Origin of the sequence: Floridaenema fluviatile BLCC-F154 (assembly GCF_041929135.1) — a bacterium.
GTDB lineage: Bacteria > Cyanobacteriota > Cyanobacteriia > Cyanobacteriales > Aerosakkonemataceae > Floridanema > Floridanema fluviatile.
The window spans coordinates 374,351-390,980 of the sequence record NZ_JBHFNS010000094.1 but is presented as its reverse complement, the minus strand read 5'-3'; the positions used below and the strand labels follow the sequence as shown (position 1 = coordinate 390,980).

At 40.4% G+C, this 16,630-nt stretch carries 15 protein-coding genes and 1 tRNA gene; 6 read left to right on the top strand and 10 right to left on the bottom strand.

Translation table 11 applies throughout. The features are described from left to right. Positions 1–109 precede the first annotated feature (109 nt). On the top strand, positions 110–1,288 hold the full coding sequence (locus tag ACE1B6_RS29840) for a peptidoglycan-binding domain-containing protein (protein WP_413260938.1): 1,179 nt from the start codon (positions 110–112) through the stop codon (positions 1,286–1,288). An 87-nt stretch (positions 1,289–1,375) separates the two neighbouring features. Here the strand turns inward: ACE1B6_RS29840 and ACE1B6_RS29835 are convergent, their stop codons facing one another. The 5 genes from ACE1B6_RS29835 to lipA all read right to left on the bottom strand — a co-directional run bounded on the left by ACE1B6_RS29835 (position 1,376) and on the right by lipA (position 6,474). Then, positions 1,376–1,831: a Fur family transcriptional regulator gene (locus ACE1B6_RS29835; protein WP_413260937.1), complete on the bottom strand. Its 456-nt coding sequence runs from the start codon at positions 1,829–1,831 to the stop codon at positions 1,376–1,378. 167 nt (positions 1,832–1,998) lie between these two features. After that, on the bottom strand, positions 1,999–2,496 hold the full coding sequence (locus tag ACE1B6_RS29830; protein WP_413260936.1) for a Fur family transcriptional regulator: 498 nt from the start codon (positions 2,494–2,496) through the stop codon (positions 1,999–2,001). A 332-nt stretch (positions 2,497–2,828) separates the two neighbouring features. Continuing rightward, the gene (gene sigC / locus ACE1B6_RS29825) at positions 2,829–4,067 is read right to left on the bottom strand and encodes an RNA polymerase sigma factor SigC (RefSeq protein ID WP_413260935.1); all 1,239 of its coding nucleotides are present in this window, start codon (positions 4,065–4,067) and stop codon (positions 2,829–2,831) included. 447 nt (positions 4,068–4,514) lie between these two features. After that, positions 4,515–5,441 carry an NAD(P)H-dependent glycerol-3-phosphate dehydrogenase gene (locus ACE1B6_RS29820; protein ID WP_413260934.1) on the bottom strand — a complete coding sequence of 309 codons (927 nt, stop codon included), beginning with the start codon at positions 5,439–5,441 and terminating at the stop codon, positions 4,515–4,517. A gap of 139 nt (positions 5,442–5,580) precedes the next feature. Beyond that, positions 5,581–6,474, bottom strand: coding sequence for a lipoyl synthase (gene lipA / locus ACE1B6_RS29815; protein ID WP_413260984.1), 894 nt, complete (start codon positions 6,472–6,474; stop codon positions 5,581–5,583). 256 nt (positions 6,475–6,730) lie between these two features. On the opposite strand from lipA, the gene ACE1B6_RS29810 reads away from it, so the two are divergent. Further along, positions 6,731–6,804: transfer RNA gene (locus ACE1B6_RS29810), tRNA-Pro, on the top strand. Between the two features lie 90 nt (positions 6,805–6,894). Here the strand turns inward: ACE1B6_RS29810 and ACE1B6_RS29805 are convergent. Further along, the gene (locus ACE1B6_RS29805) at positions 6,895–7,440 is read right to left on the bottom strand and encodes a hypothetical protein (RefSeq protein ID WP_413260933.1); all 546 of its coding nucleotides are present in this window, start codon (positions 7,438–7,440) and stop codon (positions 6,895–6,897) included. 151 nt (positions 7,441–7,591) lie between these two features. Between ACE1B6_RS29805 and ACE1B6_RS29800 the strand changes: the two genes are divergently transcribed. Next, positions 7,592–8,830: an RNA-guided endonuclease InsQ/TnpB family protein gene (locus tag ACE1B6_RS29800; RefSeq protein ID WP_413260932.1), complete on the top strand. Its 1,239-nt coding sequence runs from the start codon at positions 7,592–7,594 to the stop codon at positions 8,828–8,830. Here the strand turns inward: ACE1B6_RS29800 and ACE1B6_RS29795 are convergent. Then, positions 8,775–9,221: a hypothetical protein gene (locus tag ACE1B6_RS29795; protein WP_413260931.1), complete on the bottom strand. Its 447-nt coding sequence runs from the start codon at positions 9,219–9,221 to the stop codon at positions 8,775–8,777. The two genes, ACE1B6_RS29800 and ACE1B6_RS29795, sit on opposite strands and share 56 nt — an antisense overlap. A gap of 201 nt (positions 9,222–9,422) precedes the next feature. Between ACE1B6_RS29795 and ACE1B6_RS29790 the strand changes: the two genes are divergently transcribed. Next, positions 9,423–10,529, top strand: a complete 1,107-nt coding sequence (locus ACE1B6_RS29790) for a HEAT repeat domain-containing protein (RefSeq protein WP_413260930.1) — start codon at positions 9,423–9,425, stop codon at positions 10,527–10,529. Between the two features lie 149 nt (positions 10,530–10,678). On the opposite strand, the gene ACE1B6_RS29785 is transcribed toward ACE1B6_RS29790, so the two are convergent. Further along, positions 10,679–11,056: a response regulator gene (locus tag ACE1B6_RS29785; protein WP_413260929.1), complete on the bottom strand. Its 378-nt coding sequence runs from the start codon at positions 11,054–11,056 to the stop codon at positions 10,679–10,681. A 358-nt stretch (positions 11,057–11,414) separates the two neighbouring features. On the opposite strand from ACE1B6_RS29785, the gene ACE1B6_RS29780 reads away from it, so the two are divergent. Beyond that, positions 11,415–12,200 (top strand): calcium-binding protein, encoded by a 786-nt coding sequence (locus ACE1B6_RS29780; protein WP_413260928.1) that lies wholly within the window; start codon positions 11,415–11,417, stop codon positions 12,198–12,200. A 68-nt stretch (positions 12,201–12,268) separates the two neighbouring features. Here ACE1B6_RS29780 and ACE1B6_RS29775 read toward each other — a convergent pair whose 3' ends face one another. Next, a complete protein-coding gene (locus tag ACE1B6_RS29775; RefSeq protein WP_413260927.1) occupies positions 12,269–13,765 on the bottom strand; it encodes a hybrid sensor histidine kinase/response regulator in 1,497 nt (498 codons plus the stop codon). Between the two features lie 32 nt (positions 13,766–13,797). After that, the gene (locus tag ACE1B6_RS29770; RefSeq protein ID WP_413260926.1) at positions 13,798–14,625 is read right to left on the bottom strand and encodes a PHP domain-containing protein; all 828 of its coding nucleotides are present in this window, start codon (positions 14,623–14,625) and stop codon (positions 13,798–13,800) included. Between the two features lie 70 nt (positions 14,626–14,695). On the opposite strand from ACE1B6_RS29770, the gene ACE1B6_RS29765 reads away from it, so the two are divergent. Then, positions 14,696–16,114, top strand: a complete 1,419-nt coding sequence (locus ACE1B6_RS29765; RefSeq protein WP_413260925.1) for a BamA/TamA family outer membrane protein — start codon at positions 14,696–14,698, stop codon at positions 16,112–16,114. The last annotated feature ends 516 nt before the right edge of the window (positions 16,115–16,630 follow it).

The following is a 16,630-nucleotide window of genomic DNA, read 5'->3' as shown; positions in this document are numbered from 1 at the left end:
ATTAATTATTGATTGAGTTATTGAACAGAAAATAACAGTAAATTAAAATCTTGATAGCCTACTTCTGACAAGGAGTAGTTGGTCATTGTAGATATTTGGACTGACAATTATGGAAAACCTTGTTTATATACATCTAGCCAGTTCTCAATGGGAAAATGAGAATGCGAACAATTGTTCTAACTCAGAAGATGTCAAACTTTTCCAGAGAATAAATTGGAGAAATATAGGTAAAAAAACCTGGATTCATTTACTTAGCTTAGTAATCGCCATCAGCAGCGTCAGTATTGCGACTCAAGCAATGGCGGAAATGTCCCAAGGTAGTAAAGGTCAAGAAGTAGCAGAACTTCAGACTAAATTACAAAAACTAGGCTACTTCGATCGCCGTCCTACCGGACACTTTGGCCCCTTGACCAAAAAAGCTGTAATTCGCTTCCAGCAAGATCAAGGTATCACGGCAAATGGGATTGTCGAAACTACAACTCTCACTGCCTTAGAAAACAAATTTCAGGATAATACAAATACCACAATAGCCCAAACCACTCCTGAAGCGGAAATCGAAAATACTACGGAAACAGCGATCGATCCTAGCAAACAACCAATGTTACGCCGAGGTGCTAGAGGTTCAGATGTCAAAACCTTACAACAATTATTAACAGATGCAGGTGCTTACAGTGGGACGATCGATGGTAAGTTCGATCTAGAAACTTCTGTTGCCGTGAGAAAGTTTCAACGCAGTAGTCGCTTAATGGTTGATGGAATTGTTGGACGTAATACTTGGACAGCTTTAGCTAAAGGTAGTACTACTCAACAAGTTCTAGATCCCACCTTTAACAATTCTCCTTTTACCAGTGGTTCTTTAACTACTAATAATTCGGATAATTCGCAGAAACCTACCACTAATAGCAGAACTGTAATTCAAGCTAGTCTCCAAAAAGGCGATCGTGGTCAAGAAGTAAAATCCCTACAACAACGACTGCAAGCTCTAGGGTATTACAGAGGCAACACTACAGGCAACTTTGGCCCACTAACTCAAGAAGCCGTAATTCGTTTCCAAAGACAAGCCGGACTCACTGCTAACGGAATTGTAGACAGCAGCACTAAAGCAGCACTGCTGACTCCGCCGAGTATCCGCAATATTTCTGTTTCTCAAATTCAAACAAAACTTAAAGAAAAAGGATTTTACACAGGGCCAATCAACGGCTCTTTCAACGAAGAAACGAAAGCAGCACTAAAAGCAGCGCAAAAAGCTTACGGAGTCAGCGAGAATGATCTTCTCACCAAGCCATAGTTCTGGCTGTTTCGTTGGCAAAACATTGGCTCTCAGACAAAATGGCTGGGAGCCTCAGCAATACCTACGCCGGAGAAATAATTTTTACTAAATAGGGAGCAACGCCCGTTGGCAAGCCGGACAAATTGCATGAATAGTCAATTGACAGTCTAGTAGTTGATATCCTTCTTTTTCTGCGGTTTTAGTTCCTATTTTCAAAATTGCATCATTTTTAAATTCCACAGTCTTATTACAACGCACGCAAATCAGGTGGTCGTGATGGTGGGGATAGGGCTGATTTAGTTCATAATGTTTATGTCCTTCGCCCAATTCCAACTCACGCAGGATACCCATTCTCGCCATTAATTTCAGGCTGCGGTAAATCGTAGATAAGCTAATCGCTTCCCCTTGGCTTTCTAGTCGGTGATAAAGGTCCTCAGCACTTAAATGATCGCCTTTGGGCAATTCTTGAAAAAGGTGTAAAATTGTTTCCCGTTGGGGAGTTAAACGCCAACCTCTTTCATTTAGCTCGGCTTTCAGTGAGGATGCTGTGTATACAGGCATGATCTCATTCTTTAGGAAAGGTACGGTTATTGAAAATAATAACTAATTAGCGATTTATTTTCAAGAAACAGAGTCTATTGAGAATTTATCTTACTTGTCTGACGATCGATCTCACAGGCAATAGGGAATAGGGAACAAATTTATTCCCGTTGATAGCTAGTTTCAGTTTATGAAGAAATCGATCGCAAACAAGACCAATTACTCGGTAGCAGAGAGGGCCATCCTTGGCGCAAAGCTTCTGGACAAACCGTATGAATTGTCAATTGACAATCTAATAAATGCAGTCCAGCTTTTTCGGTTTGTTTTAAGCCCACTTTCAAAATGGAATTATCTTTAAATTCGATCGTTTTGTTACATTGAACACAGACTAAATGATGATGATGATTAGGGTAAGGCTGATTGATTTCGTAATGTTTGTGTCCTTCTGCCAGTTCCAATTCTCGCAGAATTCCCATTCTCGCCATTAACTTCAAGGTACGATAAATCGTGGATAAGCTAATTTTCTCACCTTGACCTTGTAGCAAAGAGTACAATTCTTCTGCACTCAAATGCTTTCCTTCGGGAAGGTCTTGAAAGACTTGCAAAATAGTTTGTCTTTGGGGAGTTAAACGCCAACCCTTTTCATTCAGTTCAGCTTTAAACGAGCCTGATGTGTAGGTACTCATATTGACGTTGTTAGAAAGCTTTCTTATATCAGGAAGGATACACAATATCGCTACTCATTTGCAAGTATTTTTACTTATTGAGAAATACTTTCTAAAAGAATCGTAAAAAATTAAGATTATTGAGAAAAAATGTAGTTAAATAAGGAAGAAAAAAAGCTCAAACCTTTAGTACAAAGGCTGTCTAGCCAGAGAAACAATTTTTCACCCCAATTTCTAAAAGTTAAAATTATCGATTATTCAAATCCCGTCCTTGAGTTTTTGCGCCTAAACAAAATGACCGAGATTTTGATTCTCGGTCAATGGAGACAAACACAATGATTAACTGAAAAACCTTAACCAAACGATTCTAGGTAGTCGCGGACGCGATTACGGCGTTTCGGTTGACGCAACTTTTGTAGAGCTTTTGCTTCAATTTGTCTGACTCGTTCGCGAGATAGGTCTAAGGCACGACCAATTTCTGCTAAAGAGTAAGAGCGACCATCTTCCAAACCAAAGCGCATCAGAATTACATCTCGTTCCCTGGTAGTTAAGTCAGCTAAAAGCTGTTGTAAGTCACGGTAGAGAGCTTCCCGCATTAAGATCTCTTCGGGAGAAATTTCTTCGGTGGGCAGTAAGTCGCCTAGTTCGGTATCTTTTTCTTTACCAACTTTAGTTTCAAAGGAAACAGAGCGAGGAACGCGGAAGAGAACTTCCCGGACTTGCAAAGGTGTCATTTCTAGTTCCTTTGCTAAGTCTTCTAAGGTAGCGGTGCGACCTTTTTCTTGAGAGATTTTCCGCTGAGCTTTTTTGATTTTGTTGAGTTTTTCGGTAATGTGGACTGGGAGGCGAATGGTGCGGCTTTGAGTGGCGATCGCCCGGGTAATTCCTTGCCGAATCCACCAGTAAGCATAAGTACTGAAGCGATATCCTTTAGTGGGGTCAAACTTTTCAACGGCACGTTCCAATCCTAAAGTGCCTTCTTGGATCAAATCCAATAATTCTAAACCACGATTTTGGTACTTTTTCGCCACAGACACGACTAAGCGCAAGTTTGCCTTAATCATGTGATCTTTTGCCCGAATCCCTTCGGTTTGAATTTGTTCTAATTCTTCGTTACTTAAATCTACTAATTCTGCCCAACGGCGTTTTCCTGCTGCTAAGATTGGTTTCAGTTCGGAGACTGTAATTGCTGCCGCATTTGCCCAGCGTTCAAAAGAGGGACGATGACCTAAATTGGCAGCTAGGCGATCGTGAATTTCGATCAATTCTACATATTGGTGAAGTACTCCCTGTTCCTCTTGGGCAGCTTGATCTCGTAACTCCAGCAACCGCATATAGCGCTGGACTTGTTGAGCTTCCGAAACTTCTTCATCTCGTCCTAAAAGACGTACTCGACCAATATCTTGGAGATACAAACGAACTAAATCGTTGGTACGACGGTTAGGACTTTTCGGTAAGTCGGCAGTTTCTTCATCCTCCATCTCTAATTCAACTAAATCCCTAACTGTTGGTTCCATTTCATCTAACTGAAAGCTAGGGGCTTCTGGTTGATTATCGAAGGTGGCATCAGTGGTATAAAAGGTTGCTGGCATAGTGATTGCCTCAACTGCTCCAGATGACAAAGGGGCTTTTTGAATTTGGCTGTTGGTTCTTGTTTTGGGCATCTTTCCAAAGGAAATAAAATCCGTGGTAGGTACCCTACTTATAAGACTTCCAGTGATGCACTCTTTTAGTTTGACGATTACCGTCTGGGTGTTACATAATTTATCTTTCCCAAAATCGATAGAATAGATAACAATGCGGTTCCAAAAAGGAAAATTCCCAGAGGTGATGAGAAACTTCTCTATCGTCTGCTAGTATAAAGCGATATCACTTCTGTCTGAGGTGACCTCTATCAGATGACAAATTAATCTACATCACTAGCTAGATGAGTTCCCGATCACTTTTTAGCTAATTGCCCAAAATTACTTGAAGATTTGTTACAAAAAGCCCTGAAATATAAGTTGTTGTGATAATTAAATCTACTCAAGGAATAGTGATTAAGGTAGATGGGTTTCTGGTTTGACATCTCGCAGCATCAGTGAATTTACAGCTGCTTGGGGAGTGACGTTTCCTTGGAGTAAGCGATCGACCTCAGAGGAGATAGGAACAGAAATTCCCTGCTGATTAGCTAAATGAACTAAAACTTGAGACGTATTGACTCCTTCAGCGGTTCCTTCTAAGTTAGTTAAGATTTCTGTGAGAGATTTCCCGATCGCTAAACCATAACCAACTTGGTAATTCCGACTTAAAGGGCTGTTGCAAGTGGCGAGAAGGTCGCCTAACCCGGATAAACCATAGAATGTATCAGTTTTAGCACCCCAATGATTACCGATGCGAATAATTTCCGCAAGTCCGCGAGTCACGAGTGCGGCTTTAGCGTTAGTTCCTAACTGCAAACCGTCACAGGCACCAGCTGCGATCGCCATCACATTTTTCAGTGTACCACCCAACTCTACCCCCAAGGGATCATCATTAGTGTAAACGCGAAACCGACCGGAATTAAACACAGTTTGCACCAGTTTAGCTGCTTCTAGATCGTGACTGCCAACTACAGTTGCCGCAGGTAGACCAGCTTGAATTTCTTTCGATAAATTTGGCCCAGCTAGAACTACTACAGAATTTGCCGGAAACGCCGCTTGCCAAATTTGGGAAGGAGTACAAGTAGTCGAAGCATCTAAACCTTTGGTCGCAGTAACAAAAATTACTTGTTTGCCAATTTCTAAAGACTTTACCTGTTCAACTACAGGTCGAACACCTTTCATGGAAACAGCAGAAACTACAATCTCTGCATCTGCTAAAACATCCGCAAGAGTTGACGAACTTTGGCGCGACCACAAACGCACTTGATGACCATTCGCTTCTGCCAAAAAAGCTAAAGTCGAACCCCAAGCACCAGCACCAATAACTGTTATCTTTGTTTCCATCTAGAAAAGTTTTGAGTTTTGAGTTTTGAGTTTTGAGTTGGGGAGATAGGAAAGTTTTGAGTTTTGAGTTTTGAATTTTGAGTTGGGGAGTAAGTTCTGAGTTTTAAGTTATCTCCTCTGCCCCTCTGCCCCTCTGTCCCTACCGAGGGTATCTCTCCATTAAAGCTCGAACTTGTTCTGCATGGTAAGAACTTCGAGTTAAGGGAGAGGAGACTACTTGTAAAAATCCGATACTTTCGCCAAAGTTTTGCCAAGCGGCGAACTGTTCGGGAGTGATGAAACCTGCTACTTGGAGATGTTTTTGGCTAGGTTGTAGGTATTGACCTATGGTGAGGATATCGCAATCTACGGCGCGGAGGTCTTGCATTACTTGGCGAACTTCGTCGTCAGTTTCTCCCAGTCCTACCATGATGCCAGATTTGGTGTAAACTTTGGGGGCTAGTTGGCGGGCTTGCTGCAACAACTCTAGCGTTCTCTGATACTCCCCTTGGGGACGTACCCGACGATACAAACGAGGTACTGTTTCTGTATTGTGATTTAAAACTTCTGGTGCAGCTTGTAAAATTCCTGCTAATGCTGCCCAATTTCCACACAAATCAGGAATTAAAACTTCAATTGTTGTACCCGGAGAAATAGCACGGATTTCTGAAATACAACGAACAAACTGAGATGCACCACCATCAGGTAAATCATCCCGGTTAACTGAAGTAATTACGACATGATTTAAGTTTAACCGTCGCACCGCCTCTGCCAATCTTGTTGGTTCTGTGGGGTCGAGGGGTTTGGGTTTTTTCTCAAAATCAATGTCACAGTAAGGACAGGCTCTTGTACAGGCTGGCCCCATAATTAAAAATGTTGCTGTGCCATTGTGGAAACATTCGCCAATATTGGGGCAAGATGCTTCTTCACAAACGGTATTTAGGGATAAGTCCCGCAATATTTCTTTAACGCTGCCAACACGCTCCCATTGAGGCGCTTTTACTCGCAACCATTCTGGTTTAACTACCACAAACAACTGCCTCTTACTGTCGATCTCTTTAACCAGGATCGATCATAGCAGAAAAGGGTAGGGGGGCAGAGGGGCAGAGGGGCAGAGGGGCAGGGGGGCAGAGGGGCAGAGGGGCAGGGGGGCAGAGGGGCAGAGGGGCAGAGGGGCAGGAGGGCAGAGGGGCAGGAGGGCAGAGGGGCAGAGGGGCAGAGGGGACAACTCAAAACTCAAAACTTTCCCCAGTCCGCCATCAGCAATCCCTTGATTTGTGATATAATACAAAAACTGAATTTGTTTAATTCGGGATGTAGCGCAGCTTGGTAGCGCACCTCGTTCGGGACGAGGGGGCCGCAGGTTCAAATCCTGTCATCCCGATTGTGAAGATAGTCGATTGCTCTACTGTTTCAAGTAGTAGAGTAGGTAGAGGGTTTTATTATGTGCATAACATAATATCTTGGCAATGCTTTAGCGGTCTCTTTGAAGACGCTCAATAGCAGCGTCGTATAGTTCTAATTCTGACATATTTGGGTTTCGACTACGTTCATAATTAACCAGCCGCGTCACGGTAGCTGCATCGCCATAGACTAATTTTAGTAATCGTTGCTTCCTTGTATCTAATTGACTTTGAAGTTTTAGTTTATAAGATTCCCGAAGGTCTAACACATATTGATTAGCAAAGTTGTATTCTGCATCAGTTAGATAACCTAAACGATGTCCTGGGCGATACTGATTTTGTGCTGGGGCTCGCTTATACCCAGCAAGGAAAACTTGACCGAAACCACAAATGAACATACACAAATCTGTATAACGCTCGTTGAGTGCAAAGTCTCGTTGCCGAATTCCAGAATTTTCCAAAATGTAGTGACAGGCTTCATGGGCTAAGATAGCCTGTGCTGCTAGCCTATCGTTAAAGAAATCGGGACTTAGCTTAATTGTTACCCAGCCGTCTTCATCTACTTCAAATCTACCTGCTGCAAAGGGTGTTGATTCAATAACTGTTCGTGGAATCATCAGGGGTACGGAGAATTCCGGGGGTAAAGGTAGTCCCCAAAAATCTAGCTAATTATTCTCAAACTTAGTCATGATTGTAGCTAAAGGTCAATAATGACTAAGTTTTGCTGGGGGTTTTCAGAGAAGCTGCTTCTGGTAGTATAATCAAATCATGTTGCTAGTGGAACGTCATATCATCACCAAAAACCATCCGCTCTGGTCAGAAATTGACCACAAGGCTTGGTTGGCGAAAAATTTGTTTAACCTAGCTAATTATCATTATCGTCAACACTTCTTTGCCCACAATCAGAAATTAAACTTTAATCAACTTTATCACCTCCTATCACAAACCTCTGACTACCTCGCCTTACCAACAAAAGTTAGTAAGCAAATTATCCGCCGATTAGATGGGGCATGGACAAGTTATTGTCAAGCTGTAAAAATCTGGCAGAAACATCCCGAAAAATTTAATGGTCAACCAAAAATACCGGGATATAAACATAAAACCAAAGGGCGCAATATTCTCCCTTATCCTCACGAAGCCATCTCCAAAAAAGCCTTAAAAAAAGGAATTTGTCAGTTATCGATGAGTGAAATCCAAATTCCGACATCACAAAAGCAAATAATTGAGGCGAGGATTGTACCCAAAAGTAGTTGTTATGTCATCGAAATAGTTTATGAAAAAGTAGAGTCAACAACCAACCATCAACAAATAGCAGGTATAGACTTAGGCGTGAATAACTTAATGGCTGTAACTACCAATCAAACAGGTGTCAGACCTCTTTTGATTAAAGGCAGACCACTAAAAGCGATTAACACCTTTTACAATAAACAACATTCCCGTTTACAATCTCTTCTCAAACTCAAGCATAATCAAACCCAATCTCGAAGATTAAAAAATCTCACTCATAAACGCAACTGTAGAGTAGATAACTATCTACATACAGCCAGTCGAAGAGTTATAGATTGGTGTAGAGAGCATCAAATAGGAATCCTGGTAATTGGGCATAATGCTAACTGGAAACAAAAAAGTAACTTAGGTCAAAGGAATAATCAACAATTGGTGAATATTCCTCATTATCGGTTAATAGAAATGTTGACCTATAAAGCCCAATTAACTGGAATAAAAGTCGTGATTACAGAAGAATCTTATACATCTAGGGCTAGTGCTGTAGATGGGGATGCTCTACCTAAGTATGGAGAAAGAAAACCCGTGTTTCAGGGACATAGAATAGCTAGAGGTTTGTATAAAACAGCAAAAGGTAAATTATTAAATGCCGATGTGAATGGGTCATTTAATATTACCAGAAAAGTAATTCCTGATGTCTTAGACCAAGGAATAAAGGGTTTGCCGTTTAACCCTGTGGTGCTTGACCCACTACGAATGACTGGACTTTCCGCCTTTGAGTAGGTTTGAGTAGGTTTTGTTGAGCGGTAACTCGCCTCGCATGAGTCAACAAGATTTCGATCGCCTGCGCGGGTGCAATTTTATCAGTAAGTTCATTTAAACTGAGAGAAAAAGTGGAATACCATGAGGTTTCATCTTTTGCCCAGCCACGCTTAGCAAGTTCTTCCAACTGAGATCTTAATTCGCTAAAATCTTGTTGTTCTGTAATATCTGTAATAGGAGATGGTGAGGGTAATCTAGTTTCCCCAGGCTTTAAAGTTGATGGTTGGTTTCTTAATGATGGCTGTGGACTTTTGGACAGTCCTAACTTAAGAATAGATTTACGTTTTCGCCAGATTACAAAGCATATTCCTAAAACCAGCAAAGCTAAGAAGATCAACAAAAGGACTTTCATTACCAGTTATTCTATATAGTTGACGTTGCTTAAAATAAATTTAACTTAGTGAGGATATTTTGTCAGGTTGCGGAAAAATTGCTATAAGCTAGGACAACTAGGATGTGTTTCTGGGAAAATGGCAGATTAGGATTGAACTAGCTTAAAGTCATTTACATTTATGACTGATGTTAACTGCCCTTTCTAACCCGAAGTTAGTTTATGATGCCTTCACGTCTGGCTTTCGTTTTGTTCTCCTGTACTTCTTGCTTTAGCTTGGTTTCTGGCGCTACGGTAGCGTCTGGAGTGCCGCGATTTCCATCAGAAATCATCCAAGTTCAGAATCCTGGGGAAAAGTCGGTTCCTTTGGAATTGTTACAGAATCTTGGGGAAACTAAGCCTTCTCCTTCTCCTAAGCCCAAAACTAATTCTGGTAAAAAGTCGTCGAAGTGGCCTTTGATTTGGATGGGTTCAGGAGTATTCTTGGTGATTATGGCGGGTGGATTGCTTTATATTCTTAAACATTGGGAAGTTCCTCCAGAAGATTCGGAAACAGAAACATCTGAGTTGGAAGCTGAAGAAAGTCAGGAAGAGATTGTTGGAGAAATTGTTGAAAATGAACAAGTTTCTGTTTATGAATCTGCTAATTCTGTGATTGAGGTTCAAGAAATAAAACCAATGGAAGCAGATAAAAATGGTTATGCTAATCATATATTAACTGCTGGGGAAGATGAACCAGATGAACCTAAGTTGGAACCTAAGTTGGAACCCAAGTTAGAACCTAAGTTAGAATCTAAATTGGAATCTAAATCGGTAGTGAAAGATAGTTCTTTAGAGGTGCAGGAAACTACTCGTCTGGCGAAGATTAATATTGTTGATGAGTTAATTAAAGATTTACAAAATCCCGATCCGACGAAGCGACGTAAGGCGATTTGGGATTTGGCGCAAAGGGGGGATTCTAGGGCAATTCAACCTTTGGTAAATTCGTTAATTGATGCTGATTCTAAACAGCGTTGTTTGATTTTAGAGGCGATTTCTCAAATTGGGCATCGGACTTTGAAACCTTTGCAGCGGGCTTTGGTGATTTCGTTGCAAGATGAGAATGCGGAGGTGCGAAAAAATGCGATTCGTGATGTGACTCGGATTTATGAATTGATGGCGCAAATTAGTCAATTGTTGCGTCATGCGATCGACGATCCAGATGATGAAGTGCAAGAAACTGCTAAGTGGGCTATGACTCAAATGAATCGGATGCGAGGGGTTTCTAGTGTGGATAATTTTCCGTCTTTTACTAATCAGGGAAATTCTTGGGATAAACCACCGAATTGATGATTTGGTTAAGACGATCGCACATATTGATAATATCGATCGCAATACTTGCTGTCAGTAAGCAGAGATTGCATATTCTTTGCTAACTTTAGGCAAGGGAATGAAAAATAATTTGAGAATATTTTAACTTCTGATTATCAGGAGAAAACTTAATCACTCCAACCGAGTGCTTCGCTAATTTGTTCAGCTAATTTTAAGGGACGGAAAGGTTTAGCAAAAATAGCGGCTACTGGCATATTAGCAAAAATTTCTTGATAACCATTTTGGGCTTTAGCAGTGACTAAAATTACCGGAATTGGTTGAGTTTTTGGATTGGCTTTTAACTGTTGTAGTGTGGTTCTGCCATCCATATCTGGCATCATCATATCTAATAAAATGGCATCTGGGTGTTGGTCGGCAGCAATTTCTAAGGCTTCTTTTCCTGAACTGGCGGTTATGACGTTCCAACCTGCACCCATTTCTAATCCCATTTGCGCGATCGCACGCACATCTTCTTCGTCATCAACAATTAGGATATGCTTACTCATAACATTCTCCTCTACTATTTGGCTGTTCATACTTTTGATAGTTGTTAAGTTGGTATTATCTGCTAGGTTAAATCTAAATCGGGAAGAACTAGGGTAAATTTATATTTGTTTTTTTTATGATAAATTTAGCTAGCAAAAGTTTATGATGTATTTAAATTCGCGATCGCGTCTACATTGCTGAATTTGGAAGCTCAACTATACTTGTCATCTGGTTAGAAATAATGAATCGGGAACTTTACAGAGTATCTGGGTATCTAAATTACTAGCTAGTGCAGTATATGCTCAAATGTAAGTAATTATCTGAACAGGGGCATAAATTAGCGATCGAGATAGTTAAATTAGTAAAAAGGATATCAGGATGCCAGCATCGGAATTTGGTTACTATTTCTTAACTCCCGGCGATGATTATTTGCAAATAACTTCTGGTTTATTGACAAATTTACCGATCGGATTAGTTGCTTTAGAAGGTAATGATTTTGTTTTAGGTTCTATAGATGCAGAAATTATTAATGGCAATCAAGGACAAGACTCTATTCAAGGTGGAGGAGGCAATGATTTAGTACTCGGAGGAAAAGATAGAGATCAAATTTCAGGAGATTTTGGCAATGACGAAGTGAATGGGAATATAGGAGAAGATATAGTTTTTGGAGGTGCGGGAGATGATATAGTTCGAGGTGGTAAAGATGCCGATTTAGTAAGTGGAGAAGATGGCAACGATCTGGTAATAGGAGATTTGGGTACAGATGTTTTGGCAGGAGGAAGTGGTGCCGATTTGTTTGGTTTACGAACTGATATTGTTTTAGCCGATCCTAACAATTTTGATATTATTTTAGACTTTAAAGGATCGGAGGATTTTATCGGTGTCACGGGTGGGTTTACCGAGGCAGATTTCTTTCTTCAACCATTGGATGTTCCTTTGAATTTAATTACCACTATTCCGGGTGTTGCTAATATTCCTGGTATAAGTGCGGCTACAATTAGATCAACTTTATTTGATTTGACTGGTGTTGATGTCGATCCAAATGGTGATGGTATTGTTAATGGTACTTCTATTCAATTTAGTAATGGTGTAACTCTCGCTTATGTAGTGAATTCTACGCCTTTAGATATTTCTGGAAATATCATTCCTGTAGGCGATCTTTAACTTTTCATCTAGTTCGTTGTGGGGACTTTAGTCCTTCTTTGTTTGGGGGAGTACGACTGAAGTCGCTACTACGAACTTGGGGTTTTTTCACAGGGTAATAAAATGTGAAATGTGCTGCCTTCACCTAAAGTGCTTTCTGCCCAAATTTTACCTTCGTGTTGTTCGACGATGTGGCGACAAATTGCTAATCCTAATCCTGTTCCCCCTTTTTTGCGAGAGTCGGAAGCGTCTACTTGTTGGAAACGTTCAAAAATTAGGTGTAATTTATCGGCGGGAATTCCTCGACCTCGATCTTTGACGGTAAATAAAATTAGGTCAAAGTCAGGATTTTCGGTTTTTTTTAGTTCGGTATTAATCCAAACGTTGCTACCGGATTCGGAAAATTTAATGGCGTTACTGAGGAGGTTGGTGAAGGTTTGTAATAGGCGATCGGGATCTGCCCACATTTCTACGTTTAAGGTTTGGGCGATTAGTTTGATTTGCGATCGATCGGCTAAACTTTCCATTGATTCTACTGCTTGATTGAGAATTTTATCTGCATTACATTTAACTTTTTGCATGGCAATTTTGCCAGATTTCATCCTCTCTAAATCGAGGATGTCGTTAATTAAGCGAATCAATCTTTCGGTGTTAGTAATGGCAATTCTTAAAACATTTTGCCCTTGGGAAGTTAGAGTTCCCAATTTTCCAGCACACAGAATGTCTAAAGAACCCATTAAAGAAGTTAAGGGAGTACGTAGTTCGTGACTGACTAAAGAGATAAATTCATTTTCTAATCTTTTGCGTTCGGTGATATCATTAACAATATTTAAAGTACATTGAATTCCGCTAAGGTCGATTAATTCTACTGATAATAATACTGATTTGATTTCTCCGTTTTTGGTGCGAAATTCGCATTCTTGATTTTGCAAAGATCCAGTTTCTAATAATTGTTGTAAAGCTTGTTCATAAATTTCTTGAGGAATTCCTAAATTTAATTCGGCTGCACTATGTCCAATTACTTCATATTGTTCATAACCACTCATTCTTAAAAAGCTGGGATTAACATCAATAAATGTACCTTCTTCTAGGGTGGCGATCGCAATTGGATTAGGACTAGAACGAAAGGCTTTCTTAAACTTCTCTTCGGCTTTTTCCCGATCGCGAATTTCCTGTTGTAATAACGAATTTTGGGTTTGTAGTTCTTTTTGCAATTTGCAAATTGTTAAGTGAGTTTCAATTCTGGCTAAAACTTCTTCAACTTGAAAAGGTTTAGTAATGTAATCTACTCCCCCAACAGCAAATGCTTTAACTTTATCTAATACATCTCCTAAAGCACTAATAAAAACTACTGGGATTTCGCGAGTGCGATCGTCTTTTTTTAGCTGTTCGCAAACTTCATAACCGTTCATTTGTGGCATATTGACATCCAACAAAATTAAGTCAGGTGGCGCAGCTTGTGCCCCTCTTAGCCCTGTAGAACCTTTAGTTACACTGCGAACTTTGTAACCTTGTTCTGTCAACATGGCAGACAAAAGATTTAGATTTTCCGGTGTATCATCTATTACCAAAATGTCAGCTTTCATAGAGTCGAAGGCAGAGGGGCATAGCCATAAATTTAGTTTCGCAAAGTTGCTGCTGCGGTTTTTACAGGTGTTAGTAATTCTATCGGTAGATGCTGATAATTAAGCGATCGATCCTCATCTTTAGATTCCAGATTAGGGCCATGATAATCACTGCCACCAGTTATCAGTAAACCATATTTAGCACACAATTCTAACAACATCCTTTGATCCCTAGAACTGTGATTAGGATGGTAAACTTCTACTCCCATTAAACCAGCATCTACTAATTCTTTAAGCACTTCTGTAATTACGCCACCTCGGAATAAACAAGGATGTGCCCACACAGGTACAGCGCCAGATTCCCGCAACAAAGAAATGCCTTCTTGGATGGAGAATTTTTCATAATGTACGTAGGCAGGTTTATCATCTCCTAACCAGCGATCGAACGCTTCATAAGATGATTTTACTATTCCCGCTTTTATTAGCGCCGCTGCAATATGTGGTCTTCCGGGTGCCATTCCTGTGCCCAGTTCTGGCAGTTCAATGCGATAGCCTAATGCCGCTAAATTAGCTACCATTTGGGCAGCGCGGCGTTTTCTTCCGGCTAAACGTTCTTTTAATGCTGGACGGATTAAATCTGGGTTAGGATAAAAACCCAAAATATGTAATGAACGTCCATTGTGGACGGTACTCAGTTCGATACCGGGAACTATTTCTATTTCGTAGTTAGCAGCTGTAGCAATTGCTTCATCCCAACCAGAAACGGTATCGTGATCGGTAATTGCGAGTACTTTTACACCAGTTTGGGCAGCTTTTTTTACGAGTTCAGCTGGTGTAAGAGTGCCGTCGGAATAGGTTGTATGACAGTGAAGTTCTAACATTCTTCTATTATGAATAACTCTCTGGCATTGGTGGATGTTATTCTATTGGGCAAGTGTGAGGGAAAACTCAATGCCAATCTCAAACAAGCCTTTCATACAATCATTATTCGTGATTTTAGGTGCTACCTCTGCTAACCTATTTTTGATAACTGCTAGCTGGAGTCAAGATTTGTCTTGGGAAAATTCGTTATTAGAAGCAAGTTATTTCGATCGCCTAGCCGATCGCACCTTAGAAAAATTTTCCACTAATGCGGCTGATTTGTTATCTGATGCTTCTGAATCACAAATTAGAGAAACTGCACAGAATACTCCTAATAATAACGCTCAACCAGGAACTATAGACCGTCGATTTAACATCCCTCTATCTCAAAGAAATAATGCTTTCAGTTTTGGTTTTGGTTCAATTTTAGGAGAACCAACCATATTAAATGGGCCAACTCGTAAAGTAGTTGTCGCCGCAGAATCAACAACTTTACCAAATATTGCTATTGCTGGATATTTACAGCAAAGAATTGGTGATAATCAAAGGGTGGTACTCGAAGCGGTTGGTGGTTTGGGATTATTAGGTGTCGATCTTAGTTATAGTATTGCACCGACAAGTTTACCGGGTGTTTTTTCTTTGAATGTTTTTAGTCAACAATCACGAGTTCCGGCTTTTGCAGAAGGAGAAAGGGAAGTAGAATTACCGGGGGGAGATGAACCTTGGGTCGATCGCTTGGGTGGAGGCATCGAATATTCTCAAAGTTTAGCACCGCAATTACAAATGGCGCTAGGATTCAATTATCAACGAGTTGCCATCCGAGATGGTGCTTTTACTTCTGATGTTTCACCACGAGATGAGTTTGGTAATCCGTTATCTTTTAGCAATGACGGAATTGATGTTTTATTAACTTTAAACTTTGCTGGTTTGTACGATACTACTGATAATCCTAGTTATGCTACCAGCGGTTCCCGAATTAAATTTGGTGTCGATCAATCTATTCCGGTGGGAGATTCCAGTATTACTTATACTCGGTTTGCTGCGAATTTATCACAATTTTTTCCGGTGAAGTTGTTAAATTTTACAGAAGGCCCACAAACTTTCATTTTAAATTTCCAAGCGGGTACTATGTTAGGTGATGTTCCGCCTTATGAAGCTTTTATTTTAGGTGGTTCATCTTCTATCCGGGGTTACAGCAAAGGTGAAGTTACTACTAGTCGCAGTTTCATTCAAGCGACAGCTGAATATCGCTTTCCGATCTTTTCTTTTACGGCTTTAAGCCAACCGTTTGATGTGTCGGGAAGTGTATTTGTAGATTATGGTTCTGATTTGGGAACTGCTGATAATGTTACGGGTGAACCTGGGGTAGTGCGAGATAAACCTGGTGATGGTTGGGGTTATGGTTTTGGTTTTAATGCCCGCAGTTCTTTTGGTTTAATCCGGTTGGAGTTCGCTTGGAACGATCGCGGCGGTAATGAGATTTTTTTCGTGATAGGCGATCGTTTTTAATCTAAGCTACCACTTGGTCATTAGCTAATCCGGGCAGAAGCCCCACACTTACCCGATAGAGAAGTGTGGGATGTTGGGATTCAATATATTTTGGCAACACCGAGACGGTAACACCACCACAAGATACAGCAAAGTAATACCAAATCCGGCTTAAATACCACCGTTATTCTTTAGTCCGCGTAGGCGGACTTTGTTTGTGTAGAGGTGATTTCAATCGCCCAATTATATAGGGGGTAGCTTTGTAAATTTTTGCAAATTTTAATAAAAATGTTCTTCATGAACAAAATATTAAGAATACTTAGCATACTTTTTATATGTAAGCGATATGTACAAGGATTGGAAAAATTAATGACACTCAGACCCAAAGTTATTAAATGTCTATTAAATAGCTTGTGATGAACAAACATAAAATTTTACTTCTATATCTTTATAAGAAATAAAGTTAATAGAGCTTCAGGTGAGATGAATCGATAAAAAGTCGATATTGTCGGGATCTTGCTTAGAAGAAGTGTGATT

What these genes read in the sequence shown, in the direction of transcription:
- ACE1B6_RS29775 (WP_413260927.1), bottom strand. Translation starts at nt 13,765, where the DNA reads ATGAAAGCTGACATTTTGGTAATAGATGATACACCGGAAAATCTAAAT.
- ACE1B6_RS29790 (WP_413260930.1), top strand. Translation starts at nt 9,423, where the DNA reads ATGATGCCTTCACGTCTGGCTTTCGTTTTGTTCTCCTGTACTTCTTGC.
- ACE1B6_RS29820 (WP_413260934.1), bottom strand. Translation starts at nt 5,441, where the DNA reads ATGGAAACAAAGATAACAGTTATTGGTGCTGGTGCTTGGGGTTCGACT.
- ACE1B6_RS29780 (WP_413260928.1), top strand. Translation starts at nt 11,415, where the DNA reads ATGCCAGCATCGGAATTTGGTTACTATTTCTTAACTCCCGGCGATGAT.
- ACE1B6_RS29830 (WP_413260936.1), bottom strand. Translation starts at nt 2,496, where the DNA reads ATGAGTACCTACACATCAGGCTCGTTTAAAGCTGAACTGAATGAAAAG.
- ACE1B6_RS29765 (WP_413260925.1), top strand. Translation starts at nt 14,696, where the DNA reads ATGCCAATCTCAAACAAGCCTTTCATACAATCATTATTCGTGATTTTA.
- ACE1B6_RS29770 (WP_413260926.1), bottom strand. Translation starts at nt 14,625, where the DNA reads ATGTTAGAACTTCACTGTCATACAACCTATTCCGACGGCACTCTTACA.
- sigC (WP_413260935.1), bottom strand. Translation starts at nt 4,067, where the DNA reads ATGCCAGCAACCTTTTATACCACTGATGCCACCTTCGATAATCAACCA.
- ACE1B6_RS29800 (WP_413260932.1), top strand. Translation starts at nt 7,592, where the DNA reads ATGTTGCTAGTGGAACGTCATATCATCACCAAAAACCATCCGCTCTGG.
- ACE1B6_RS29840 (WP_413260938.1), top strand. Translation starts at nt 110, where the DNA reads ATGGAAAACCTTGTTTATATACATCTAGCCAGTTCTCAATGGGAAAAT.
- ACE1B6_RS29835 (WP_413260937.1), bottom strand. Translation starts at nt 1,831, where the DNA reads ATGCCTGTATACACAGCATCCTCACTGAAAGCCGAGCTAAATGAAAGA.
- ACE1B6_RS29805 (WP_413260933.1), bottom strand. Translation starts at nt 7,440, where the DNA reads ATGATTCCACGAACAGTTATTGAATCAACACCCTTTGCAGCAGGTAGA.
- ACE1B6_RS29795 (WP_413260931.1), bottom strand. Translation starts at nt 9,221, where the DNA reads ATGAAAGTCCTTTTGTTGATCTTCTTAGCTTTGCTGGTTTTAGGAATA.
- ACE1B6_RS29785 (WP_413260929.1), bottom strand. Translation starts at nt 11,056, where the DNA reads ATGAGTAAGCATATCCTAATTGTTGATGACGAAGAAGATGTGCGTGCG.